The organism is Pseudomonas sp. ENNP23, from assembly GCF_001728945.1.
GTDB classification, from domain to species: domain Bacteria; phylum Pseudomonadota; class Gammaproteobacteria; order Pseudomonadales; family Pseudomonadaceae; genus Metapseudomonas; species Metapseudomonas otitidis.
In genome coordinates this window covers 1-24400 of the sequence record NZ_LYSP01000013.1, presented here as the reverse complement: position 1 = coordinate 24400, position 24400 = coordinate 1, and the positions used below count along the sequence as shown (strand labels likewise).

General features: G+C 63.5%; 25 protein-coding genes and 1 pseudogene. 6 read left to right on the top strand and 20 right to left on the bottom strand.

From position 1 onward, the window contains the following. The first annotated feature begins 80 nt into the window (after window positions 1–80). Window positions 81–650, top strand: coding sequence for a pseudouridine synthase (locus A9G05_RS09660; RefSeq protein WP_171902708.1), 570 nt, complete (start codon window positions 81–83; stop codon window positions 648–650). A gap of 32 nt (window positions 651–682) precedes the next feature. Here the strand turns inward: A9G05_RS09660 and A9G05_RS09655 are convergent, their stop codons facing one another. The 6 genes from A9G05_RS09655 to A9G05_RS09630 all read right to left on the bottom strand — a co-directional run bounded on the left by A9G05_RS09655 (window position 683) and on the right by A9G05_RS09630 (window position 4205). Then, window positions 683–1075, bottom strand: coding sequence for a globin (locus tag A9G05_RS09655; RefSeq protein ID WP_044410677.1), 393 nt, complete (start codon window positions 1073–1075; stop codon window positions 683–685). 78 nt (window positions 1076–1153) lie between these two features. Continuing rightward, window positions 1154–1357 carry a DUF2788 domain-containing protein gene (locus A9G05_RS09650; RefSeq protein ID WP_069560767.1) on the bottom strand — a complete coding sequence of 68 codons (204 nt, stop codon included), beginning with the start codon at window positions 1355–1357 and terminating at the stop codon, window positions 1154–1156. 191 nt (window positions 1358–1548) lie between these two features. Further along, on the bottom strand, window positions 1549–2028 hold the full coding sequence (locus tag A9G05_RS09645) for an Lrp/AsnC family transcriptional regulator (RefSeq protein WP_069560766.1): 480 nt from the start codon (window positions 2026–2028) through the stop codon (window positions 1549–1551). 368 nt (window positions 2029–2396) lie between these two features. Further along, entirely contained in the window at window positions 2397–3284 is an 888-nt protein-coding gene (locus A9G05_RS09640) for a cation diffusion facilitator family transporter (RefSeq protein ID WP_069560765.1), read from the bottom strand. After that, window positions 3281–3784, bottom strand: a complete 504-nt coding sequence (locus tag A9G05_RS09635) for a DinB family protein (RefSeq protein ID WP_069560839.1) — start codon at window positions 3782–3784, stop codon at window positions 3281–3283. Before A9G05_RS09635 ends, A9G05_RS09640 begins: the two co-directional genes overlap by 4 nt. Window position 3785: 1 nt before the next feature. Continuing rightward, window positions 3786–4205: a polyribonucleotide nucleotidyltransferase gene (locus A9G05_RS09630; protein WP_069560764.1), complete on the bottom strand. Its 420-nt coding sequence runs from the start codon at window positions 4203–4205 to the stop codon at window positions 3786–3788. 186 nt (window positions 4206–4391) lie between these two features. Between A9G05_RS09630 and hrpB the strand changes: the two genes are divergently transcribed. Together hrpB and A9G05_RS09620 are read left to right on the top strand one after the other, a co-directional pair. After that, window positions 4392–6908, top strand: coding sequence for an ATP-dependent helicase HrpB (hrpB, locus tag A9G05_RS09625; protein ID WP_069560763.1), 2517 nt, complete (start codon window positions 4392–4394; stop codon window positions 6906–6908). 264 nt (window positions 6909–7172) lie between these two features. Further along, window positions 7173–7934, top strand: a complete 762-nt coding sequence (locus A9G05_RS09620; protein ID WP_069560762.1) for an ABC transporter substrate-binding protein — start codon at window positions 7173–7175, stop codon at window positions 7932–7934. A gap of 4 nt (window positions 7935–7938) precedes the next feature. Here A9G05_RS09620 and A9G05_RS09615 read toward each other — a convergent pair whose 3' ends face one another. From A9G05_RS09615 to A9G05_RS09600, 4 genes are all read right to left on the bottom strand, one after another. Beyond that, window positions 7939–8358, bottom strand: coding sequence for a VOC family protein (locus A9G05_RS09615; protein ID WP_069560761.1), 420 nt, complete (start codon window positions 8356–8358; stop codon window positions 7939–7941). 174 nt (window positions 8359–8532) lie between these two features. Further along, window positions 8533–9195, bottom strand: a complete 663-nt coding sequence (locus A9G05_RS09610; protein ID WP_069560760.1) for a hypothetical protein — start codon at window positions 9193–9195, stop codon at window positions 8533–8535. Between the two features lie 57 nt (window positions 9196–9252). Next, entirely contained in the window at window positions 9253–9768 is a 516-nt protein-coding gene (locus A9G05_RS09605; protein WP_069560759.1) for a metal-dependent hydrolase, read from the bottom strand. Further along, on the bottom strand, window positions 9765–10319 hold the full coding sequence (locus tag A9G05_RS09600; RefSeq protein WP_069560758.1) for a cysteine hydrolase family protein: 555 nt from the start codon (window positions 10317–10319) through the stop codon (window positions 9765–9767). Before A9G05_RS09600 ends, A9G05_RS09605 begins: the two co-directional genes overlap by 4 nt. A gap of 161 nt (window positions 10320–10480) precedes the next feature. Here A9G05_RS09600 and A9G05_RS09595 point away from each other — a divergent pair, with 161 nt between their 5' ends. Next, window positions 10481–10954, top strand: coding sequence for an NYN domain-containing protein (locus A9G05_RS09595; protein ID WP_069560757.1), 474 nt, complete (start codon window positions 10481–10483; stop codon window positions 10952–10954). Here A9G05_RS09595 and A9G05_RS09590 read toward each other — a convergent pair. Continuing rightward, the gene (locus tag A9G05_RS09590; protein ID WP_069560756.1) at window positions 10918–11436 is read right to left on the bottom strand and encodes an Lrp/AsnC family transcriptional regulator; all 519 of its coding nucleotides are present in this window, start codon (window positions 11434–11436) and stop codon (window positions 10918–10920) included. The two genes, A9G05_RS09595 and A9G05_RS09590, sit on opposite strands and share 37 nt — an antisense overlap. Before the next feature lie 157 nt (window positions 11437–11593). On the opposite strand from A9G05_RS09590, the gene yedA reads away from it, so the two are divergent. Further along, window positions 11594–12490 carry a drug/metabolite exporter YedA gene (gene yedA, locus A9G05_RS09585; RefSeq protein WP_069560755.1) on the top strand — a complete coding sequence of 299 codons (897 nt, stop codon included), beginning with the start codon at window positions 11594–11596 and terminating at the stop codon, window positions 12488–12490. Window positions 12491–12579: 89 nt separating this feature from the next. Then, window positions 12580–13896, top strand: coding sequence for a DEAD/DEAH box helicase (locus A9G05_RS09580; RefSeq protein WP_069560754.1), 1317 nt, complete (start codon window positions 12580–12582; stop codon window positions 13894–13896). A 569-nt stretch (window positions 13897–14465) separates the two neighbouring features. Here the strand turns inward: A9G05_RS09580 and A9G05_RS09575 are convergent. The 9 genes and pseudogenes from A9G05_RS09575 to A9G05_RS09550 form a co-directional block, all read right to left on the bottom strand. Then, complete coding sequence (locus A9G05_RS09575; protein WP_069560753.1) at window positions 14466–14933, bottom strand: PAS domain-containing protein; 468 nt, start codon at window positions 14931–14933, stop codon at window positions 14466–14468. Window positions 14934–14936: 3 nt separating this feature from the next. After that, on the bottom strand, window positions 14937–15944 hold the full coding sequence (locus A9G05_RS09570) for a response regulator (protein ID WP_069560752.1): 1008 nt from the start codon (window positions 15942–15944) through the stop codon (window positions 14937–14939). Between the two features lie 99 nt (window positions 15945–16043). Further along, entirely contained in the window at window positions 16044–16655 is a 612-nt protein-coding gene (locus tag A9G05_RS09565; RefSeq protein WP_069560751.1) for an N-acetyltransferase, read from the bottom strand. Between the two features lie 65 nt (window positions 16656–16720). After that, window positions 16721–17956 carry a TIGR03862 family flavoprotein gene (locus A9G05_RS09560; RefSeq protein ID WP_069560750.1) on the bottom strand — a complete coding sequence of 412 codons (1236 nt, stop codon included), beginning with the start codon at window positions 17954–17956 and terminating at the stop codon, window positions 16721–16723. 309 nt (window positions 17957–18265) lie between these two features. Next, window positions 18266–18673, bottom strand: coding sequence for a lysozyme inhibitor LprI family protein (locus tag A9G05_RS26480; protein WP_083272533.1), 408 nt, complete (start codon window positions 18671–18673; stop codon window positions 18266–18268). 984 nt (window positions 18674–19657) lie between these two features. After that, on the bottom strand, window positions 19658–20365 hold the full coding sequence (locus A9G05_RS27110) for a hypothetical protein (RefSeq protein WP_139131113.1): 708 nt from the start codon (window positions 20363–20365) through the stop codon (window positions 19658–19660). A 142-nt stretch (window positions 20366–20507) separates the two neighbouring features. Next, window positions 20508–21338 carry a M48 family metallopeptidase gene (locus A9G05_RS26475; protein WP_083265563.1) on the bottom strand — a complete coding sequence of 277 codons (831 nt, stop codon included), beginning with the start codon at window positions 21336–21338 and terminating at the stop codon, window positions 20508–20510. Further along, window positions 21322–24024 (bottom strand): hypothetical protein, encoded by a 2703-nt coding sequence (locus tag A9G05_RS27810; protein WP_069560749.1) that lies wholly within the window; start codon window positions 24022–24024, stop codon window positions 21322–21324. Before A9G05_RS27810 ends, A9G05_RS26475 begins: the two co-directional genes overlap by 17 nt. Window positions 24025–24059: 35 nt before the next feature. Beyond that, a pseudogene (locus A9G05_RS09550) lies at window positions 24060–24400 on the bottom strand (DUF2345 domain-containing protein); the annotation flags it as partial.

Genomic DNA, 24400 nt, shown 5'->3' with positions numbered 1-24400 from the left:
TCCGCTGGTAACCAGGCATGTCGCGCCCGCCCCGTCCTTCCCGCTCTGCTTCCCGTCGCCCTCAGGCCGCTCCGCGCCGGGTGGCCAAGGCGCCGCCGGTGGAGCCGCGCCTGGTGCTGCTGAACAAGCCGTTCGACGTGCTCACCCAGTTCAGCGACGACCAGGGCCGGGCGACCCTGAAGGACTTCATCGACCAGCCCGGCATCTACCCCGCCGGGCGCCTGGACCGTGACAGCGAGGGGCTGCTGTTGCTGACCAACGACGGCCGCCTGCAGGCGCGCATCGCCGACCCCAAGCACAAGCTGGCCAAGATCTACTGGGTGCAGGTGGAGGGCACGCCCGACGCGGCGCAGTTGGAGCGCCTGCGCAACGGGGTGGAGCTGAACGATGGGCCGACGCTGCCGGCCGAGGCCCGGCTGATCGAGGAGCCGGCGCTGTGGCCGCGCAACCCGCCGGTGCGCTTTCGCAAGAGCGTGCCGACGGCCTGGCTGGAGCTGGTGATCCGTGAGGGGCGTAACCGCCAGGTGCGGCGGATGACGGCGGCGGTGGGCTTGCCGACCCTGCGTCTGGTGCGGGTTCGCATCGGCCCCTTCGGCCTCGATGGCCTGGAGCCGGGGCAATGGCGCGAGGTGCCGGCGCGGCTGGACTGACACCCGCCGCAGCGCGGCGGGCCGTCGGTGGATCAGTAGTGGGACTTGATGACGTTGATGCCCTTGGTGAGCACTTCGCGCCAGGCGGCGCGCACGCCGTCATCGGCCTGCTTGTCGTGCTCGCTGATGGTGCTCAGCAGGGCGTCGACCCAGAGGTCGTAGTACTCGGGGCGGATGTCGAAGCCTTCCCGGGAGTGGCTGGCGCCCAGGGCGCGCAGCTTGGTGTCCGGCATGCCACGGGCATACATCACCAGGTTGAGGATGCCGTGGCGCAGCAGGTGCTTCTGCGCGGCCATGTCGGTGTTGGCGAACTTCGCGCGGATCATCGGTGAGCTGGCGAGGAACAGTTTGTAGAACGTGTCGAAAAAACCGGAACTGGCACAGCAGCGTCCATAGCTCTGCATGACGCGATCGGTGGCGTTCATGTGTTCTCCTGGGCAACGGTGAACGAAACCGCCCGAGCCCCCGCCATCAGGCGGTCCGGACGGATCGGGTGAGGTTGGCTACACGCCTTCGAGGCCGCCGATCACCAGCGACTTGATCACGAAGCCGAGCACGCCGAGGCCGAGGGCGAGGAACAGGATGAAGGTGCCGAACCGTCCGGCCTTGGACTTCTTGGCCAGGTCCCAGACGATGAACGCCATGAACAGCACCAGGCCGGCGATCATCGCCGTCATCATCCATTCTTCGAATTTTTCGGGGCTCATTGGTCAACCTCGTACAGCGAAACGATTCAGACCCGGCCGCGAGCGACCAGGCTTGGATGCCGTGGAGGGCGAGGGATGCGGTTAGTCGTTATACGAGCCGGCAGGCTCTTATGGGCGAAACCACGCGGGGCACAGCAAAGGCGGGGCGCATTATACGCGATGCCCGCCGTTGCGCGCTGCCACTCATTGGTTCAATTGCGCAGATGCTCCAGGGGCAGCTCGGTGCTGCTCAGCACCTGGTTGAGTACGAAGCTGGAGCGCACGCTGGTGACGCCTTCGATGCGGGTGAGCTGACCCAGCAGGAACTGCTGGTAGTGGTCCATGTCCGGTACCACCACCTTGAGCTGATAGTCCGCCTCCATGCCGGTGACCAGGCAGCACTCCAGCACCTCGGGGCATTGGCGGATCACCGACTGGAAGTGCTCGAAGCGTTCCGGGGTGTGGCGGTCCATGCCGATCAGCACGTAGGCGGTCAGGCTGAGGCCCAGCTTCTTGCGGTCCAGCAGGGCGACCTGGCGGATGATGTAGCCGTCGTCCTCCAACTGCTTCACCCGGCGCGAGCAGGGTGAGGGTGACAGGCCGATGCGCTCGGCCAGCTCCTGGTTGGAGATGCGGGCGTCGCGCTGCAATTCGGCGAGGATCTTCAGGTCGTAGCGATCGAGTTTTTCCATTTCTGGCGCCTTTTTATTTTTAATTGCTGATTGTCTTATGATTTTAGTGAATCGTTGCGCAGATGATAGTTCAGTCAGCAATTTTCGCAATCCTCTGTCGCGCCGCCCGACGTAAGATTCTTTCCAGTTTCACGGCCCGGACTCATGTCCAACCGACCCGCCCAATCAGGTGCGTCGGCGCCGCCGAATCCACCGGTTCGAGCAGGCCCCCGGGTCCGCACTGCCCAACCAGGCAGGCGACGAAAGCAGCGACACAATCGCCAGCACAGGACGAATTACCCCGCGAGGAGGCCCATGGAACGGGCCTCCTTTTTTTATGCCTGCAGTTTGGGGAGCGCGGAGAGGGGCCGCCGGCGCAGCGAAGCCGCCTAGTTGCCCTTGACCACCTCGATGGGGGCGGCGTGGACCAGCACATCGGCGCGGGGGTAGGTCTGGCGGATGGCCTCCTCCACCTGTACGCACAGCGCGTGGGCTTCGGACAGCGGCATCTCGCCGGGCAGCTCCAGGTGCAACTGCACGTACCAGTAGTGGCCTGAGACGCGGGTGCGCAGGTCATGGGCGCCAAGCACGCCGGGCACGCCACAGGCCAGTTGGTGCATGTGTTCGCCCACCTTGGGGTCGATCTCCTGGTCCATCAGCACGCCGATGGATTCGCGGGCGATGCCGATGGCGCTCCACAGGATGTAGGCAGCGATGCCCAGACCGAACAGCCCGTCCACCTGGTCCCAGCCCAGGCTGGTGAGGACCAGGGCCAGCAGGATGCTGCTGTTGAGCAGCAGGTCCGAGCGGTAGTGCAGGGAGTCGGCGCGCACCGCCGTGGAGTGGGTGATGCGGATGACGCGCCGCTGGAAGGCCAGCAGGGCCATGGTCAGCACCAGCGACAGCAGCATCACCGCAATCCCCAGCGCCTGGGCGCCTAGGGGTTGCGGGTCGCGGATCTGCTCCACCGCCTGCAGGCCCACCAGTACGGCGCTGGCGGCGATGAACAGCGCCTGGGCCAGGCCCGCCAGGGATTCCGCCTTGCCGTGGCCGAAACGGTGGTCGTCGTCCGCCGGCTTCAGGGCGAAGCGCACTGCCAGCAGGTTGAGGAGCGAGGCAGCGCTGTCCAGCAGCGAGTCGGTCAGGCCGGCCAGCAGGCTGACCGAGCCGCTCAGCCACCAGGCCACGGCCTTGGCCAACACCAGGGTGAGGGCGACCGAGAGCGAGGCAGCGGTGACCTGGCGCAGCAGGCGGGCGTGGTGTTCCAGCGCGGTCATGGCTGCTTCGGCGTGTAGTAGAGAAGGTCCAGGACCGGGGTTTCCAGGCCGAGGGCGCTCATGGCTGCGGTGACCTGGCCGCGGTGGTGGGTCCCGTGGTTGACCAGGTGGGAGAGGATCTCGGTGTGGCTGCGCTGGAAGCGGTCGCCAGCCATGTTGCGGTATTCCAGGGGCGCCAGCAGGGCCTCGTCGTCCTGCCCGGCCAGCCAGGCGCGCCACAGGCCCACGCCTTCGGCCAGCACGGCGGCCAGTCCGGCGCGGTCGGGTGCGGCCTCGGCATCCAGGCGCTCGAACGGGCGTGGCAGGTGCAGCACCCGGGCGAACCAGATGCGGTCGGCCACGGCGATGTGGTTCAGGGTGGTGTGGATGGAGCCGAAGAACAGCCCGCAATCCGCGCGATAGCGCGCCTCGTCGAGGCCCTCCAGGCTCGCCAGCAGGCGCCGGTTGGCCCACCCGTGGTAGGCCAGGAGCCGGTCGTGGTGGCTGGCGAGGGCACGCATGTCAGGCGGCCGGGGCCAGGCCATAGGCAGCCAGTTGTTCCAGGCTGCCGGTGTGGCGGATCAGGCGCGGGTCGTCCAGCGGCAGGCTGCGGCCGGTGTCCTGCTCGATGATCGCCTTCAGACGGGCGTTATCGATCTGGCCGTCGCTGCCGATGGCTTCGCGCAGACGCTCGGGGGCAACGTGGGCGGTCTCGTTGCCCGGCAGGTAGATGGCGCCGGTGGCGAAGTCCACGCCGAAGGCGATCAGGCCGGGGATCACGTAGAACAGCACACCGATGGCGTTCAGCGCGGCCACCACCGGGTCGATCTTGCCTTCGATCTGGCCACGGCGATCCGGGAAGAACAGCGTGCCGCAGGCGGTCAACTGGGTCAGCAGCGCGGCGGCGACGGCGCCGCCGATCAGGCGGGATTTCAGGCGCATAAACGGCTCCATTGAGAAAAATGGCGTCACTATACCAAGGCGTTCGGGGCAAAACCCGAAGCACACCTGAGACCACACGAAAGGGCTGGCGGTTCGCCCCTGGGGCTCCGCTGAAAACGTAGGCGATGACAGCGCAGATAGTTTTTGGCGGTGCCCTATAATCGCCGCCCTGCGTTGGAGCCACCCATGAAATCACTCCCCATCGATGCCGTACTGCCCGCCCTGCGCGAGGCACTGGCCGGTCGCCATGAGGCGGTGCTCGAAGCCCCGCCCGGCGCGGGCAAGACCACCCGCGTCCCCCTTGCCCTGCTGGACGAGCCCTGGCTCGCCGGGCAGACCATCCTCATGCTGGAGCCGCGCCGGCTGGCCGCCCGCGCCGCTGCCGAGCGTCTGGCCGCCGAGCTGGGCGAGGGCGTTGGCGAGCGGGTGGGCTACCGCATCCGCCTGGAGTCGAAGGTCGGCCCGCGCACCCGCATCGAGGTGGTGACCGAAGGCATCCTCGCCCGGCGCCTGCAGGACGACCCGGCGCTGGAGGGCGTCGGCCTGGTGATCTTCGACGAATTCCACGAGCGCAGCCTGGATGCCGATCTGGCCCTGGCGCTGACCCTCAACGGCCGCGCGCTGCTGCGCGATGAGCCGCTGAAAGTGCTGCTGATGTCCGCCACCCTGGAGGGCGAGCGCCTGTCGCGGCTGCTCGACGACGCCCCGGTGGTGCGCAGCGAAGGCCGCATGCACCCGGTGGAGGTGCGCTGGGGGCGCGCCAGCCAGCCGGGCGAGCATCTGGAGCCCCGGGTGGTGCAGACCGTGTTGCAGGCCCTGGCCGACGAGCCCGGCAGTCTGCTGGTGTTCCTCCCCGGGCAGAGCGAGATCCGCCGGGTGGCCGAGCAGCTCGGCGAGGCCCTGGCCGGGCGTGACGACATCCGCCTCTGCCCGCTGCACGGCGAGCTGGACCTGGCCGCCCAGCGCGCCGCCATCGAGCCGGCGCCGGCCGGCACGCGCAAGGTGGTGCTGGCCACCAACATCGCCGAGACCAGCCTGACCATCGACGGCGTGCGCGTGGTGGTGGACGCCGGCCTGGAACGGGTGCCGCGCTTTGACCCGTCCAGCGGCATGACCCGCCTCGACACCCAGCGCATCGCCCGCGCCTCTGCCATTCAGCGTGCCGGTCGTGCCGGCCGCCTGGAGCCTGGCGTGTGCTACCGGCTGTGGTCGGAGACCCAGCACGATCAACTGCCGGCCTATGGCACGGCGGAAATCCTCCAGGCCGACCTCACCGGCCTGGCCCTGCAACTGGCGCGCTGGGGCGTGGAGCCCGGCGAGCTGGCCTGGCTCGACCTGCCGCCGGCGGCGGCCTACGCCCAGGGCCGCGACCTGTTGCAGCGGCTGGGCGCGCTGGACGGGCAGGGCAGCCTGACCCGCCACGGCCAGGCCATGGCCGAGCTGCCGGCCCACCCGCGCATCGCCCACCTGCTGCTGCGCGGCCAGGCCCTCGGCCTGGGCGCCCTGGCGTGCGACGTGGCAGCGTTGCTGGGGGAGCGCGACATCCTCCGTGGCGGCGGTGCCGACCTGCACAGCCGCCTGGCCCTGCTGGCCGGCGAAAGCCCGGCCGCACGTGGCGCCCGGGGCGGTGTGCAACGTGCCCGGCAATTGGCCCGGCAGTTCCGCAGCTACCTGCGCGGGCAGTCCGGCGAGGCCGTGGCCGACCCCGAGCACCCGCGCTGGCTGGGCTGCCTGCTGGCCTTCGCCTACCCCGACCGCGTGGCCCAGCAGCGTCGCGCGGGCGGCGGTGAATACCGCCTGGCCAACGGCCGCGCGGCGCTGTTCACCGAGCCCGATGCGCTGATGAAGTGCCCCTGGCTGGTGATCGCCGACCTGGGCAGCCGCCAGGGGCAGCGCGAGGAGCGCATCTACCTGGCCGCCGAGCTGGACCCGCTGCTGTTCGAGGGGCCGCTGGCCGAACAGGTCGACACCCTGGACGTGCTGGACTGGGACGAGCGCGAGGGTGCGATGCGCGCCGAACGCCAGCGCCGGGTCGGCGAACTGGTGCTGGCCCGCGAGCCCCTGGCCGCGCTGGACGAAGCCGCCCGCACCCGCGCCCTGGTGGCCCTGGTGCGGCGCAAGGGCCTGGAGCTGCTGCCCTGGACCCCGGAGCTGCGCCAATGGCAGGCGCGCATCGCCCTGTTGCGCCGGCTGGACCTGGCCGAGCGCGGCAGCAGCGACTGGCCGGATGTCAGCGATGCCGCCTTGCTGGCGAGCCTGGACGACTGGCTCGGCCCCTGGCTGGGCAAGGTCAACCGCCTGGCCCATTTCGCCAACCTGGACCTGGCCGGCATCCTCACCGGCCTGCTGCCCTGGCCGTTGCCCCAACGCCTGGACGAACTGGCCCCGCGCACCCTGGCGGTGCCCTCGGGCTCGTCGATCCGCCTGGACTACAACGAGGAACCGCCGGTGCTCGCCGTGCGCCTGCAGGAGCTGTTCGGCCTGGCCGACACCCCGCGCATCGCCGGTGGCCGCCAGGTGGTGAAGCTGCACCTGCTGTCCCCGGCGCACCGCCCGGTGCAGGTCACCCAGGACCTGGCGAGCTTCTGGCGCACCACCTACGCGGACGTGAAGAAGGACCTCAAGGGGCGCTACCCCAAGCACTACTGGCCGGACGACCCGCTGGTGGCCGAGCCGACCGCCCGCGCCAAGCCCAGGCGCTGATCGGGGCGCAGCGGGTGGCAGCAGCACCCGCTCTGCGCTGTCCAGACGACCCCGGCGGGGTATGACCAACTGGGTGCCGACGACCAGCAGGCAGAGCAGGAGACGGTCCAGCGAAGTGAGGGGCAGCGGCTATGCTTCAGGGGGCCCAGGCCGCTGCGCAGCGGCCTATCGGGCCGGTCGGAGGTTGTGCTCCAGCATTCGAGGCCGAGCCGAACGGCAAGGGAATTGCAGGCTTTGCCGCTGCGTTCGTTCCCGGGAGCCGGCATGCGCAAGTTCGCTTTTTCTTTCATCCTCACGAGCCTGGCCCTGTTGCAGGACAGCCCGCTACGGGCCGATGACCCGCCACCGCTGCGGGTAATGACCGACTACTGGCCGCCCTTTCGCATGGAGGGCGAGAACGGGCGCATCACCGGTCTGGACATGGACCTGCTGGCCGAGTTGCAGCGGCGCACCGGGCTGCGCTTCGAGGTGCAGCGCGCCCCCTGGGCCCGGGGCCTGGCGGCGCTGGAGGGTGGCACTGCCGACCTGATGACCGGGCTGGCGCGCACCCCGGAGCGCGAGCGCTACATCGACTACCTGGCCCAGCCCTACTACGCCTGTGCGCCGCGCCTCTACGCCTCGCCGGAAACGGCACCGCGCATCCGCCGCTATGCGGACCTCAAGGGGCCCACCATCGGTTTCGTGCTGGAATCCGCCTATTTCGAGCCCTTCGATTCGGACCGGAACCTGGTCAAGTTCGGCGTCAACAACGAAGTGCAACTGCTGCAGATGCTCGCCCTCGGGCGCTTGCAGGTGGTGATCGGCTCTGATTGCCAGGTGGACTACGCATTGCGCGACCCACACCTGGCCGGGCGCATCCAGCGCACGGGCTACCAGCCCGACGCGCGCACCGACCTGTACATCGGCTTCTCTCGCCAGCGACCGCTGACGGCTGAGCGCCAGCGCATTGCCAAGGCGCTGGAGCAGATGCAGGCGGAGGGCTGGGTACAACGGGCGGCGGCGCGTTACCAGCCACCCCGGGAATGAAGGCTCAGTCCACCACCAGCTCGAAGTCCTGGCTGAGGTCCCAGAACGTCGCTTCCACCTTGTGCCCGTCCAGGTCACGGACGAAGCAGCCGTAGTAGGGCGCGCCGTATTCCTCGCGCGGGCCCGGCGCGCCGTCGGGGCGGGCTCCGGCAGCGACGGCGGCCTTGTAGAAGGCGTCCACCGCTTCACGGTCCGGGGCGAAGAAGCCGATGTGGGTGCCGTTGCCGACGCTGGCCGGGGCACCGTTGAAGGGGCGCTGAATCCAGAACTCCGGGTACTCGCGGCCGTAGGCCACTGCGCCGGGGTGTTCGAGGACGCGGCGACAGCCGAGGGTGGCCAGCACCCGGTCGTAGAAGGCGACGGCGCGGTCGAAGTCGTTGCTGCCCAGGGATATGTGGGAAAGGATGCTCGGGTTGCTTTCCATGGCGGGTTCTCCTTCAGGGGACCCACCGAGCCTAGCAGGCTGTGGAAAACCTGACGGGATTGCCGCTGCGGGGTCGAAAGCGCCCTCAAATGCTCATTCACCTCACCGCAAGTTGCGCTCCGGGGCTGTGTCGCCTTGCCCGTCCCGGGATATCGATAGCCTGCGAGCCGCTTTTCAGCGCTCCGCCGCCGGTTCCGCCAGGAGGCTGAACAGCCGGTACATCAAGACGCTGGCGAACAGTTGGAGGCCCGCATCGAGGCAGCCGGCCAGCAAGCTGCCGAGGGGGTCGGGGGGCTCGCCGAGCTGTTCGCCGACCCACCACTCGAAGCCCCACATCGGCCCCACCGCCAGCAGCAGGCAGCAGAAGACGGTGACGAAGTGGCCGCCGGTCATGCGGTAGCTCTCCTTCATCGCCTCCATGGGGGCGAGGCCGTTGATCACCAGGAGCAGCTCGGCAAAGGCCAGGCGGCCCATGATCCACAGGCCCGGCAGGATCATCAGCGACAGCCCGAGCATCACCAGCAACGTGGTGAAGGCCGCCAGTACCGCGTAGCTCGGCCAGCGCCACAGGGCCATGGCCCAGAGCTGCTGGCGGCGCAGGCGCAGACCGCAGTTGCGGCTGTCGACGAAGAGGATCAGTGCGCCGGTGTACATCGGGTAGAAGAACAGCCGGATCAGCAGTTGCACCGCCGCCGGCGTGGGGCCTTCGAACCACAGCGCGGCCAGTTGCTGGACCAGCGCCTCAAGGAGGATGAACGGCAGGCAGAGCAGGGCGATCTGACTGGCATGCCGGCTGAAGAAGTAGCAGGAGTCGCGCAGCAGGAGGACGGGATTCATCGACGGGCGCCAGAATTCAGGGCTGTAAACGAACTCTAGACGATGCCCGGCAACGTCTCAAAAACGCACTGGCACGCTGCTTTGGCGCTGCCGTCGACAGGCCAGCCAGAGGGCGCTCGCCAGCAGCCCGAGCTCCAGCAGGAAGGACGGGTGGAGGATGAAGTTCAGCCACCAGGGCGAGTAGCGCGCGGTGACGGTGGCCAGGGCGAAGGGCTGGTCGACCCAGGGCGCCAGCCACCAGATGTCGCCCACCACGCTGTCCAGCATCAGGTGCACGCAACCGTTGAGGCTGAACAGCACCGCCAGGGCCGGCCAGCGAGCCTGGCGGGCGCGGCTCCAGGCGAGCAGTGCCAGCGCCAGCAGGCTGAACCAGACCACCGGCCAGTGGCTCCAGTAGCGGTGGTGGTGCTGCTGGCCGCCGTCCACCAGGTGGAAATAGAGCATGTCCAGATCGGGGGCGAAGGCCCCCAGCAGGGCGGTGCCCAGCCACAGGCGCGGGCTGCAGGCGAGGGGGCGCAGGCGCTCCAGGGCGACGCCCAGCAGGTAGCCGGTGGGCAGGTGGGCGACGATCATGCGTCCAGTTCCGCCAGCAGCGTGGCGCAGTCCAGCACCCGGCCGTATTCCCCGGCGAGGTTGGCCATCGCCATGTCGTGCACCTCCTCGGCGGTGCGCAGCCGGCCGCACCAGTCGGGCTTGGCGAAGGTGTAGCAGGCGTCGCTGACCACCGTGGTGGCGAAACCCAGGCAACTGGCGCTGCGGGCCGTGGCTTCCACCGAGTTCTCGCTGGCGACGCCGACCACCACCACTGCGCGCAGCCCGCGCACATGCAGCCAGCGCTCCAATTGGCTGTGGGCAAAGGCATCGGTGACGTTCTTTTCCAGCACGGCTTCCTCCGCGCGGGGCTCGAAGGCGTCCTGGAAGCGCGCGCCGTCCTGGCCCGGTGCAAACACCGAGGCGGGGTCGCGGGACATGTGGCGGATGTGCACCAGTGGCCAACCGCGTTGGCGCCACAGGGCCAGGAGCTCGGCCATGCGGGTTTCGGCCTCAGGGTGGTTGCGGGGCGTGGCGACCCGCTGGATACCGCGTTGCTGGTCGATGATGAGCAGGGCTGCCGGGGTGTGCATGTGCGTGCCGTCCTTTGCGTGGCGAGAGGGGCGATTCTGCCCGCGCCCGTGGGCGCCGTCAGCCCCCGGTGTACAGATTGGGGCCAACTCGGCAGGCGCGAGGGCACCGTGGGCTGGCATACTGCCGCCCTTGCCGCTGTTCACCGCTCCCGAGGTTCCCCGTGAAGAAGATCGCCCTGTTCGCCGATGTGCAGAACCTCTACTACACGGTGCGCCATGTCTACGGTTGCCACTTCAACTACAGCGCGTTGTGGCGCAGCCTGTCGGAGCAGGGCTGCCTGGTGGAGGCCACCGCCTACGCCATCGACCGGGGCGACCCGCGCCAGCGGCAGTTCCAGCAGATCCTCCGCAATCTGGGCTTCCAGGTCCGGCTCAAGCCGTTCATCCAGCGCGCCGACGGTTCGGCCAAGGGCGACTGGGACGTGGGCATCACCATCGACGTGCTGGACGCCTGCGACAGGGCGGACTGCATCGTGCTCGCCTCCGGCGATGGCGACTTCGACCTGTTGCTGGAGCGTGTCCGCAGTCGCGGCCTGGAGGCCATCGCCTATGGCGTGCCCGGCCTCACCGCGCAGTCACTGGTGCGTGCCGCCAGTCATTACGTGCCGATCGACGGCGATTTGCTGCTGCGCTGAGCCTCCGTCGCCTTGCGCCGGACCGGTTCGGCGCGGGGGGCCTGCACCTGCAGGGGCGCGGGGATGCGCTGCTCGAAAGGGGTGGAGAGGATCAGCGAGGTCTTGCTGGCGCCGTACTGGCTGAGGTGGTCGAGCAGGTCCTGCAGCTCCGGCATCGAGGCCACGGCGGCCTTCATCAGCACGCAGGCATCCCCGGTGATGCGGTGGCACAGGGCGATCTGCGGGATGCGCGCCAGGGCTTCGAGGGTGCGCTTGGAGTCGTGGTCGGTCAGGCGCAGCTCGATGACGCACTCGATGGGCAGGCCGATCTTCGCCAGATCCACCGAGGCGTGGTAGCCGGTGATCACCCCGGCGCTTTCCAGCTTGGCCACCCGGTCCGCGACGGCGGGGGCGGAGAGATTCACCCGCCGGCCCAGCTCGGCGAAGGTGGCGCGGCCGTTCTCCATCAGGGCGGCGAGCAGCAGGCGGTCGTACTTGTCCATGAGGGCTCCGGGTGCTTCTGTGGAAAACAAGGTTGGTTCGTGTAATTGCCTTTTTTTCAAAGGCTCATGCCCATAACAAGAAGGTTTTTATTCTTATTGAGGCAGTGGAGCCTTGCATAGAATAGTTGACCCTGTCACCGGAACGACGAGTCCTGCCATGTCTTCGCGCGCATCGCCGCTGTTGCTGATCGCCTCCTTCTTCGCCCTCTACGTCATCTGGGGCTCCACCTACCTGGCCATCCGCATCGGCGTGGAATCCTGGCCGCCGCTGCTGATGGCCGGCGTGCGCTTCGTCATCGCCGGCGGGCTGCTGTTCGCCTGGCTGCGCTGGCGCGGTGCGCCGATGCCGAGCCGGCGCGAGTGGAAGGCCGGTGCAGTGATCGGTGTGCTGCTGCTGAGCTGCGGTAACGGTGGCGTGACCCTGGCCGAGCACCTGGGCGTGGCCTCCGGCGTGGCGGCGCTGGCGGTGGCGACGGTGCCGCTGTTCGCCCTGGTGTTCGGGCTGATCTGGGGCCAGCGCACCAGTGGCCTGGAATGGGCTGGCATCGCCCTGGGCCTGGTGGGCATCGCCCTGCTCAACCTGGGGTCCAACCTGCAGGCGAGCCCTCTGGGGGCTGCGCTGATCCTCTTCGCGGCGGCCAGTTGGTCTTTCGGTTCGATGTGGAGCAAGCAACTGCCGCTGCCCGCCGGCCCCATGGCCAGCGCGGTGGAGATGCTCGCCGGTGGCGTCGTCCTGCTGCTGGGCAGCGCGCTGAGCGGCGAGCGCATGACCAGCCTGCCCACGCCGGCCGGCTGGGGGGCACTGGCTTACCTGGTGGTGTTCGGCTCGATCATCGCCTTCAGCGCCTACCTCTACCTGCTCAAGCACGTGCGCCCGGCTGCGGCCACCAGCTACGCCTACGTCAACCCGGTGGTGGCGGTGCTGCTGGGGGTGAGCTTCGCCGGCGAGCACATCGGCGCTGAGGAGGGGCTGGCGATGCTGGTGATCATCAGCGCGGTGGTGCTCATCGGCCTGCCCCAGTGGCGTCCGTCCCGCGCCAGCGCCCGGGCCTGAGTGCTGCGGCACGCCGGGCGCCAGCCCAGCGTGCCGGCGAGGCCGCAAGGCCCTAGAATGTCGGCTTTCCATCCTGCCGGCTGTTTTCCATGACCTTTGCATCCCTTGGCCTGATCGAACCCCTGCTGCGCGCCCTCGACGGGCTCGGTTACCAGACCCCCTCACCGGTCCAGGCCGAGGCGATACCCGCCGTGCTCAAGGGGCGCGACCTGATGGCCGCGGCCCAGACCGGCACTGGCAAGACCGCCGGCTTCGCCTTGCCGCTGCTGCAGAAGCTCACCCAGGAAGGCCCCCAGGTGGCGGCCAACTCGGTGCGCGCCCTGGTGCTGGTGCCCACCCGCGAACTGGCCGAGCAGGTCCACCAGAGCCTCCAGGCCTACGGCCAGCATCTGCCCCTGCGCACCTACGCGGTGTACGGCGGGGTCAGCATCAACCCGCAGATGATGAAGCTGCGCAAGGGCATCGACCTGCTGGTGGCCACCCCGGGCCGCCTGCTCGACCTGTACCGGCAGAACGCGGTGAAGTTCAGCCAGTTGCAGGCGCTGGTGCTGGACGAGGCCGATCGTATGCTCGACCTGGGCTTCGCCCGTGAGCTGGACGAACTCTTCGTCGCCCTGCCGCGCCGCCGGCAGACCCTGCTGTTCTCCGCGACCTTCTCCGATGCCATCCGCCAGATGGCCCGCCACCTGCTGCGTGACCCGCTGAGCATCGAGGTCAGCCCGCGCAACGCGGCGGCCCGCAGCGTGCGCCAGTGGCTGGTGCCGGTGGACAAGAAGCGCAAGACCGAACTCTTTCTGCACCTGCTGGAGCAGCACCGCTGGCGCCAGGTGCTGGTGTTCGCCAAGACCCGCAAGGGTGTCGACCAGTTGGTGGAGGTGCTGCACGCGCGCGGCATCGCCGCCGACTCGATCCATGGCGACAAGCCCCAGCCCTCGCGCCTGCGGGCTCTGGAGCGGTTCAAGGCCGGGGAGGTGGACGTGCTGGTGGCCACCGACGTGGCGGCCCGTGGCCTGGATATCCACGACCTGCCCCAGGTGGTGAACCTGGACCTGCCCATCGTCGCCGAGGACTACGTCCACCGCATCGGCCGTACCGGGCGTGCCGGGGCCACCGGTGAGGCGGTGTCGCTGGTGTGCGCCGACGAGGTGGAGCTGCTCTCGGCCATCGAGGTGCTGATCCGCCAGACCCTGGAGCGCCGCGAGGAGCCGGGTTTCGAGCCGGACCACCGGGTGCCGGTCACCGACGCCAGCGGCGCCATCCTGAAGAAGCCGAAGAAACCCAAGAAGCCCAAGGAGCCGGCGGCCGGTGGCAAGCCTGCGCGCCTGGGCAACTGGATCGACAGCGAGAAGCCCAAGGTCAAGGCGGTGCGCAAGAGTCCCGGCTTCTCCCGTGGCAAGAAGGGCTGACCCGCTTTGGCGCGCCCCGGTTCGCCGGGGCTGGCGTTATTGCCAATTGGAATTTGCGCGCGCCGCTCAATAACCGATCAACCTGCTCCAGCCCCCGCCGCGCTTGGCCCCGCTAGGCCTTTCCACGAGTTATCCACAATCCGTTCCACAGAAAATGGGGGCAGAAAACCCACCCTGCGGCATCCCGCCGCTCTGGCTCGCGGCCTCGAAACGCAGCGCTGGGTATTGCCTTTTCCCGCGTCTGATGGCAGGCACCAGTTCGTCGCCAATCCCTTGGGAAATTTCCCTTTTTCGTGCGCTGTACGAATTCTGCTCGCTGGCTCAAAAGCCAGTATTCATGGGGCTTTAAGGCGGTTCTCTACGAGTTGTCCACAGGCTCCTCCACAGTTTTTGTGGGCAGCTTCGGGCTTGCCTGGAGCCGGTTGATCTGGTAGCCGGCAGGTGGTTTCGATGTTTCGGATTTGTACGAAAAATGATCAGTTCGAGCGGGGGCCGGTCCCTGCTGGGGTCGAGGCCGGCATCCACCCGCTGTCCACATGGTTATCCACAGGTTCTGTGAATAGTCGGGGTCAGGCTTCGCCACCTTTGCTGGCACGCAGGGCGGCGGCCTGGCGCTTGTAGCGGGCCACTTCGGTGACGTCGTAGATGACGATGCACAGGTGATCCACCTGGCCGTTGGCGCCCCCCAGGGGGAGCAGGGTGACGTTCTGGTACATGAAGGCTTCCTCGCCGGTGATCGGCTGGTAGTTGTCGAAGCGCATCAGGTACGGGCGTTGCTCCCACAGGCTGAAGGCCCGGGTGCCCAGTTGCACCACGCTGTCCACCTTGCGTCGCAACCAGGCTTCGTCGATCTCGGCGAACAGCTCGAACAGCGGCTTGCCGTGGACCTCGTCGGGGCCGAGGCCGGAGTGGTTCTCCATGAAGCTGTTCCACACCTCGACGCGGTACTGGCGATCCACCACCACCACGCCGACGTCGATGCATTGGACGATGTCCAGCAGCCAGTGGATTTCCTTGATATCGATCTGTGCTGGCATGGGTCAGTCCATCAGGTAGCGGATCTTGTGGGTGAGGCGCGGAATGGCCTCTTCGGTGAACAGCACCAGCAGGTCGAAGTGGATGTCGTGGCCCTCCAGGCTGTAGCTGATCTCCACCGCCAGGGTTTTCTTCCAGCGACTGCGGTTGAGCTGGATCAGCCGCTCGATGGAGGCGTGCTGGCCCAGCAGCTGCGGGTGGCCCTGGGAGAAACGCACGTCGATCTGCTCGGCGATGCCCGCCAGGCAGGCGCCGATGAGGATACTGGCGAGGTCCAGCAGCATCTCCGAGGTTTCGTTGTCGTCCGCCGGCTGCCAGCGCAGCAGGCGCGCCATGTCGGCGATCTCCGAGTCGTGGAACAACAGCAGTGCCTCGCCAGCGATGGCATCGCCGATGAAGCCCTGGCACACCGCGCTCAGGCGCTCGCCGCGCTGGGCATCGGCCAGGGTCATGTGCAGTTCGCTGACTTCGAAGATGTTCACGTTGGGCACCGGCAGTTGCACGAACACACCGAGTACCTTGGCCAGCAGCGCGGCGGCGCGGCCCATGGCGACGTTGGTCACCTCGCGCAGGGCGTCGCGGAAGTTGACCTTCAGCGACAGCTCCTCGCGGGGCGGCAGGTCCACCGGCGGGGCGTCGTCGGCCGGCGGGCGCATCAGCCCCAGGCGCAGCAGGGTGGCGCGCAGTTCGTCGGGGTCGGCAGGCTTCTTGATGAAGGCCAGCGCACCGAGCTCCATCACCCGGCGCTGGGCTTCGTCCTGAATATCGCCGGACACCACCACCACGCGGGCCTTGAGGCCCTCGGCGCGGATCTGGGCGAGTACCTGGTAGCCGTCCATCACCGGCATCGTCAGGTCGAGCAGCACCACCAGGCCAAGGCCCTGGCGGATTGCGGCCATGGCTTCTTCCCCGTGGTTGGCCTGGGTGATGGACACCGGCCATTCCGGGGGCAGCGCGCGGATCAGTTGCTTGCGCGCCATCATCGAGTCGTCGCAGACGAGAAGGGGGATCACTGAGCGGTTCCGCCGTGGACTGCTGGGAGGTGAAAACAAGCATAGACGCTGTGACGAGCGCCCCGGAAGCCGTCTTGTACCTTCCGTGTGGGGTGTTCTTCAGCGCGCGTCGAGGGGGCGCACCATGAAGCGGTGGGCGGGGATGCCGGGCACGCCGGACGGGCGCTCCAGCATCACCCGAAAGCCCAGGCGCTCGTACAGTGCCTGGGCGCGTGGGTTGGCGGCGGAAACATCCAGCGCCGCGCGGTGGTGGCCCTCCAGACGGCCCAGGTGCAGCAGGTGATCAATCAGTTGGCAGCCGATGCCCTGGCCGGCCAGGTCCTCGGCCACGCCAATGTGGGTGAGGTAGCAGGCATCGCGCGGTGGCGGCTGGATCACCTGCTCCAGTTGCAGGCCCCGACGGATCACCGCTGGGGCGCCGAGGTGGTAGAAGCCGAGGATCTGGCCCAGCGCCGCCAGGCTGTTGGCCAGGTTGCGGGCACCGCTGAAGGTCGCGCCGGTGGCGACGATGCGCCCGTCCAGCTCGCCGACCCAGTGCACGTCATGGCCGAACTCGCCGGCCGGGCGGGCCAGCGTCCAGCGCAGGAAGTCGAGCGCGTGGCGTTTGCCACGGCTGAAGGCGTAGTCGAAGGCAGCCGGGCCGGAGCGGTAGACCAGCGGGGCGATGGCGGGGGCATCAGCGGCGACGGCGGGGCGGAAGGTCAACGGCATGGTGACTTCGACTGCGCGGGGGAGAGGCGAAATCTAGCACGATGGTCCCGTTTTCCAAGTGGCCGTTACGTCGGCGCGTCGATCCCCAGCCAGTCCAGCATGCCGAGGCCAGCACGTCGGCCACTGGCGAAGCAGGCGGTGAGCAGGTAGCCGCCCGTGGGGGCCTCCCAGTCGAGCATCTCCCCGGCGCAGAAGACCCCGGGCACATCCTTCAGCATCAGGCCCTCGGTCAGCGCCTCGAACGGCACGCCGCCGGCGGAGCTGATGGACTCATCCAGCGGGCGTGGGCGCACCAGGGTGAGGGGCAGGCGCTTGATCACGGCGGCCAGTCGCGCCGGGTCCTGGAAATCCGCCTGGCTGGACAGCTCCCGCAGCAGGCCGGCACGGGCGCCATCCAGGCCCAACTGGCTGTGCAGGTGCTTGGCCATGGAGCGTGAACCCCGGGGACGGGCGAGGGCGGCGCGGACTTTTTCCACAGGCTGGTTGGGCAGCAGGTCGAGGTACACCGTGGCCAGGCCATCCCGGTTGATGCGTTCGCGGATCGCGGCAGACAGCGCATAGACCAGGCTGCCCTCGACGCCCTGCTCGGTCAGCACGAATTCGCCCTGGCGCGGCGGCGCGTCATCCAGGGCCATGGCTACCGGCTTGATCGGTGCGCCGGCGAACTTCTCCTTCAGCAGCGCGCTCCAGCCCGCCACCTCGAAACCACAATTGCTCGGCTGCAGGCGCCGCACCGGCACGCCACGGGCTTCCAGCAGCGGCACCCAGGCTCCGTCCGACCCCAGCCGTGCCCAACTGCCGCCCCCCAGGGCCAGCAGGCAGGCGCTGGCCTCGACGCGGACTTCCCCGTCCGGCGTGGCCAGGCGCAGCGCACCGCCCTCGGCCCAGCCGAGCCAGCGGTGCCGGGTGCGGACCTGCACCCCCAGCTCGCGCAGTCGCTTGAGCCAGGCCCGCAGCAGCGGCGCGGCCTTCATGTCCGTGGGGAACACCCGCCCGGACGTCCCGACGAAGGTGTCGATCCCCAGGCCATGGATCCACCCCCGCAACGCCTCGGCATCGAACCCGTCCAGCAGGGCGGCCATTTCGTCCCGTCGCTCGCCATAACGGCCCAGGAAGGGGGCCAGCGGCTCGGAGTGGGTGATGTTCATCCCGCCAACACCGGCCAATAGGAACTTGCGCCCCACCGAGGGCATGGCGTCGTAGAGATCGACACGTACACCGGCACGGGCCAGGACTTCAGCGGCCATCAGGCCGGCAGGGCCGCCGCCGACAACGGCGACGCAGGGGAGGGGCTGGGTCATGAAAGGCAGGGGGCTGGCTGGAATGGCGCGCATTCTAGCAGGGGTGATGGCTGGGGCGGTGGGGAGGGATGTCAGGGGCTAGTTCGAACAGCCCAGCGCGTTTTCTTCGTCACAGTTCAATACTTGAAACAAGGGGGTGAGATTGATGGTTATATCTTTCACGCACTCGATGTGTGCTTCTTTGTTTGGTTTTAGCTTTGGTTGCGGGGACGGTAATGTCCGATCTTTCTGTGTCGTGTTTGTTGTGGGTGTGGCAATAATATTTTTGTAAATATTGAGCCTGATGAGTTTGCTTCGAGCTTCGCCTTGTTAGATGTTGGCAGTTACTTCGTCTAGAAATTTTATCCTGTCGTAATTAAGTTTTGTTGTGCAGTTGTCTAGCGTTGTTTGATAGGCCTCTGCCGTCTCCTCTATTTGAAAAGCCTCAAGCTTGCAATCTGCATCGCGTAGTCTCAACCACGCTCGTTGCGCGGTTTTCAGTGTCTCGGTGTACTGTGTTGAAAGTTTGGGATGATTGATATATTGGATTTTTATTTTCCCGAAAGTGTTTTTGTACGTTAGATTCAGGAGGGTGTCGGATTTGTCTTTTCTATATTTTGCGCATTGCGCGACCTGCTGAGAGATTTTAATTTCTGTGCATGGATTTTCAGTGGCTTGCCCAAGCAGTGGCAGTACCAGAATTAATAGCGCGATTGAGGTTTTTTCTTTTGTGTTCATGGTTGGTCTGGTCTGAGTGGGGTTTATTGTTGTGTCTTGCAGTCAGCTCTTCTTTTGGCGCGTAAGGGAATTTTTGCTGACCTTCCAGTGTTCTCCATGTCTTCTATGTATTCGTGATAGAAGTGACATGCGGTGTCTTTCATGCCTAACTCCCAATAACCATCAGCAAGATTTATTTTGGTGACTATTCGATCCGGGAGTCCTTGGCAGCGCGCCGGATGAACGCACCTGAAAAATACTCGCGTCCTGCAAATACTTATAACCACTATCGAATATGACTAAAGATCACTTGGCTATTTATCTTGGTCCGCAAGATATTTTTTGATGGCGCCTGCGTTCTTATAAGCGCAGTGGGTTGCTTTTTTTGTCTCTAGATAGATGCCCTCATAGCAGCTTTGGAGTTTTGGGTCCTGAGGGTCGCTAGGAAAGAAAATGAGTGACAATGTGTCTCCCTCCGAAATGATAGGTATCGCTAATGTTGAATATAAAACGCCATTGAAGTGATTGCTTGAAATGGGGCTTCTAGTTAGAACGTACATTGTTTTCCCAGCTCTGCTGGGTGTTTTCCAATCGTAAAGGAATACTGAGGTAATTTCTTCGCCCTCAATCTTCCAAATGTATTTAAGGTCGGCCTTTAGGGGGTGGACTTGGACGTAAAAAATTTCGCCTGCTGCTATGTGTGCTTCTGAAATGCTGTTTTTGAAATTGCTCTTCAAAAAATATACGATCATTTTTTTGTTGTCTTCAGATACCACTACCGGAGGGTGAAGCTCTCCGATGTAACGTGGGGCGGGTGCAGTCGCAGTTAGTGCTAGCGCTTTGTTTGTTAAGGTTAAGGATAGAGTTAGTATGCGGAATAGTGTCTTTAGATGTATTTTCATCCGTAAGTGTTTTCGAGGTTATTGGTAAGTATGCGGAGCCAAAATTTTTTAGCTTTCGATTTTAATGGTGGGTAGTGCTGGTTTGAAGATGTTGTTGTTATTGCTAAAAATTAATTTTCCTTAAGTAACGCTCTGCAGCTTTCGTGGAAAGCTCTTTCTGAAAAAGCAATGCCATAATAAGTTGGGGTGTTATGCATTTTTTCTCAAATATCCACCTATTTGGGTCGGTGCTTTCTAGTTCATTAACTATTACGCTAATTGGGTCGCCTGCAATGCTTGATAGGCATGAGCCATAATATTCTTTGAACGAATTTCTCGCGAGATCATTGCTTTCTAGCAACTCTTTGTAATTAATTGATTTTATCGGCACAGGTGGGCTTTTAAAGAAAACGCCCCTTACAGCTAATTCTCCAGAAAATGCTATCGTTTCTTCGCGAGAAATATCGAGGGTGTCACTTAAAAGATTTATGAAAATTTTCCGATCAACACAAATTGCCGTATCAGGGCTGCAGAAGTAAAAATTCAATAAAAGATGCTCATTTGCAATTGCTGCGCCACGAAATACTTTCAGCCCTCCCTTGTTGTGAACAGATTTATTTGGGATTAGTTCGTTGTTGTGGCTTTTGCGTATTCCATTAATTTTTATGTCAAGCTCGTAGAAGTCTTGTCCTGTGTCTATTAAGTTTGCTTCTATTATTTTATTTTCTAGTCTGGATTTTATGGATAGTTCTTCTTCTGCATGACTGTTCAGGGTGAGGGTGGCAACTACAAATATAAAAATTAATCGCTTAATTAAGTGTTCTCTCTTCATCCTATGTTTTCTTGAATTGATCGCTGTCATTAATGGCTGTCATTGGTGGAGAGCTATTGCTTTTTCAAGGTCTTAATTAAAAATTACAATATGTCGGATATTTTTATCCAGGGCTGGTTTTTTGATTGTATCTTGTTGGGGGTTATGGTGAGCGCTCGTAAACTCTTTGGGGTATGGTTTTTTCTCTTTTCTCAGTTGACATGAGAATTCTGTATTTTCTATAGCTCTCACGTGCTTCTTTGAATTTTTTTGCACTCCAGTAAGTGTCGGCTAAATTCAGCCATGCGGCCGTTCTCTCTGGTCTTTCTTCTAATATTTTTCTTAGAAAGTTAATGGCAGTTTCTGGTTGGCCTGAAAGCTGTAAAAAAGAAGCATATTTCTCTATGAAGTCACATATTTCATTGCCGCTAGCTGAATTTTCTATCCAGTGCATGGGCATATTTTCTGCGTAGGGCTTCATTATTGTTATCGCACCCTGTTTGTCACCCTTCTGATATAGGTTTTGGGCTATCTCATGAGTTATTTTAAGCGTTTCAAGAAAATTTTCTTTGTAGCTTCTGGTGTGTGCTTCTTGTAAAGAATATATATCTGTAAATGTAACTCCTAAGCCGCATATTCCAAATGTGTCAACTTCTATGAATATGGTTGATTTGCTTCTTTTTTCTAGGGTTATGGGTGGGGTATTGGATGAGGCTTCCTCATAGCTAAAATATGATGACTTGAACGGATAGAGTTTGCCTTTAATTGCTTTTCCAGTGTCTTTGAGTTTAGCCATGATTATGCAGTTTCCTGCAGTGGCACCTCCTGCAGGTCGGCCTCCCGCTATTGCGAGTAGCGTATATGTGTTTTCGGTTTTTGATAAGCTTATTATGCCTTGATTTGACTCGTACAAATTTATGGATGTGTGTGCGAGTGAGGTGTTTGTGTAGGCTATTATTATAAGGGTGATAATTTTTTTAATAATTTTCTTCATTTTTTAGAAGCTCCTGAGCTTTGAGATTTTCGGATATGAATCTCTCGGCTACACCTTCCTGCTGAGCGATTGAGTTTTTGGAGAAATAAAATAGTTGGCCAGCCTTCTCGCCTTCTAGAATTCGTCGTCCTCTTTCTTTGTAAATGGCATCTATTAGAGTTGAATCATAGGTTTTTGTCTCTTCGTGGGGGATGGTTAGTGAGTTTATGGCATTTATTATTATCGATGAGCCAGGGCCCTGCTGGACAGCAGTAGACCAAACTACGTCGTTCATAGTGTGTGAGTGATACCTTAAATCTATCTGTGTGGTATTGAGTACTTTCTCTATTTGAATGTCATAATGAGTGATTTTTATGAATTCGTGCTCAACGCTTTTGAATTCACTTGGGTAAAGATTAACTAGGTTTTTCCATTTTTGTGTAAAAATCTCTGACCCTGGTGTAAGTCCTTCAAATTCTGATGACCAAGGGAACTGAGACCAGTTAATAAATTTTTTTACAGTCCCGCCGACAATTGCACTGCCATCGGTGAGAGTAACTTTGCTAGTCATTTGATAAGAGCCATAAGAGACGCCCCCAGCATCTCCAATACCACCTGAAACAGTTTGTGAGCCTCTGCCTCCTGTTTCGTAGGAACTGGATAGTCCGCCTAGGTCATAGTCCCTTCTCTTTCTCCTGTTCACTTTATTGAAGTTCCCAACTATTCCTGGCGCTTGAAAATGCCAAGCCTTCCCATCGTCACTAATCCCATGCTTGCCCGCCATCTCCGCCCACCAACAAAGTTCCTTGATGCGCTCCTTCTCACTTGCCCAATTGAGATTCGGATCAATACCCGGGAGATGCCCCATCAGGGGATCCAGTTCGTCCCATTTATCGGGTTTCCAGTACCACTCGCTTTCATAGTGAGTCACCAGTTGTGCGATGGATTGGGCGTGCCAGGGTTTTGCCAGGGCGGGGCCTATTTCCTGGGCGGTCAGCAGGCCCTTGGCGCCGCCGGGACGAATGATGTCGTACAGGCGCGCCTTGATCGGGCCCTGGTCTTCCTGGCTGACCAGGGCGCGGTAGTTGGCGCTTTCTTCGTTGGTAAGCCGGCGCCAGGCTTCGTAGAAGTAGGTGGCTTTGCCAACGGGACTGCCGGTTTCCTGGATGAAGTCGTAGCCCTCCCACTCCCAGGGGCTGTGGCGGGTGGTGATGAGGTCCTGCTCGGCCAGCCAGCCGCTGATGGGGTTGCCGTTGTTGTCGGCGAGCAGGTTGTCCAGCCGCCACCAACGGGTCGTGGTGGGCGTGGCAGTGCCGGGTAAGGGGGTGTTCTCTTGCAGCTTGCTGTCGGCTGAGAGTCCGTCCAGCAGGCTTTGCGGGATGATCAGGTCGACGCCCACGGTCGTTCCGGCGTCGCTGATCTTCGGGGGATTGCTGGCGTTGATGTCGTCGCGGTGGGGGATGAGTTTGCTCGCGTTCTTGTGGACCTTGAGCAAGGTCTTCTGCTCATCGGGAAGGCCGGCAGCCCAGGCTTGGCTTTTGGCGATGAAGGCCGGTACGTCTTCGCAACTGAACACTTCCAGGTGCAGCAGCCGTTGTGGACTGCGGTCGTTTTCGTTCTGGTAGTGGCCCAGGTGCCCGATCAGTTCGCCAGCCTTGATCGGGTGGGGCGTCGGCAGGACGTACACCTTGTCCAGCTTGGGCGCCGAGCGCGTGCTTTCAAGCGAGCCGAGATGCACGAAGCCCTGGATGTTCCCTGCGCTGTCGGGCGAGAGGGGGGCTATGTCCTTGCCATCCACGATTTCTTTCAGCTTGCAGTAGGTTCCCGTCGAGGACTCCAGGCGGAATGTCGCACCCAGGGGCAGTACGCCGACGATGGGGTCATCACGGCGACCGTTGCCGTTCTTGCGTACGTTGAGCCCTTTTTCCGGCGCCAAGGTGGGCTCCTGGTCGTTAGCCCGCTCGCCGACCAGAAAGATGCCGGCCTCGGCTGTCTGCTCCATCTCCCCGGGGAAGACCCACATGTTCTCCGTGATCGCCACGGCGGGCAGGGTGCGGCCTTCCACGACCGCCAGGAGCCTGTACCACCCACTGTGGATGGGGTGGGCGTCGCCGACCCTGACCTTGCTGCCCTTGGGGATCAGCGCGACGACCCGGCCGGTGCGTGGCTCGGCCCTGATGCGCAGCCCCTTTACAGGGTCCGTGGCCTTGTCCGCCTTCACCTTGTAGAGGGTTTCCCCCATGAAGGCTGGAGGGTTTGGGGCGTTTGTGCCGGTGTAGCCCTCCCAGTTCAGCAGGTGCATGTAGAGGCTGAAGAAGGTCAGGGACGGCGGCGGTTCGGGGGCCGTGCCGGCTGCTGTCGGTTTTGCCGGCGCTTCCAGGTGATGCTTGACCAGCACGAAGCTTCGGGAAAAGACCGCATTGAAGGATGCGCCAGCGGAGGTGAAGTACTGGCTTTCTGGGTGGCGCGTGTCGATCCGGTAGGCGATCACTTCGCCGTCGGCGATGCAGCACACCTGGGATTGATCGAATACCGCCTCGGTCTCGCCATCGAAGTGAACCCCACCGTGCCATTGGCCGTTCGCGCCGACCGGGTAATAGCCGCCACTTGCCTGGGCCATTGCCGTCAGGTGTTGGATGGGGTCGAGTTTCCCGGCCTTGGGCTTGAAGGGAAAACTCCAGTTCTTGACCTTCGTTGTGTCGCTCATGTCTACCGGTCCTTGAGTCATTGCGTCCTGAGCGCTCAGCTCGAGAAGTTGAACATCCGTTTTGGCTGCTGGGGCTCTGTGGGTGTGTTCTGCAGGGCTTTCTCCAGCTCACTGCCTGCCTTGGCTCGATCCGCCTTGCCCGGCAGCACCGGTGGCTTGATGCCGATACCCGAGCCCTTGCCCGGTGCCCCGCCGGCGTTGAGCTTGGCCAGCGGGCCGCTGACGGTGACGCCGCCGGGGTCGAGCTTGATGAAGCTGCCGCCGGCCTGGAGGGTCAGTTCCATGCCGGCTTCGATCACCAGCTTCTGCCCGGCCTTGAGGTGGATTTCCTGCCCGGCTTCCACGAGCCGGTTGCTGCCGATGCGGATGTGCTGCT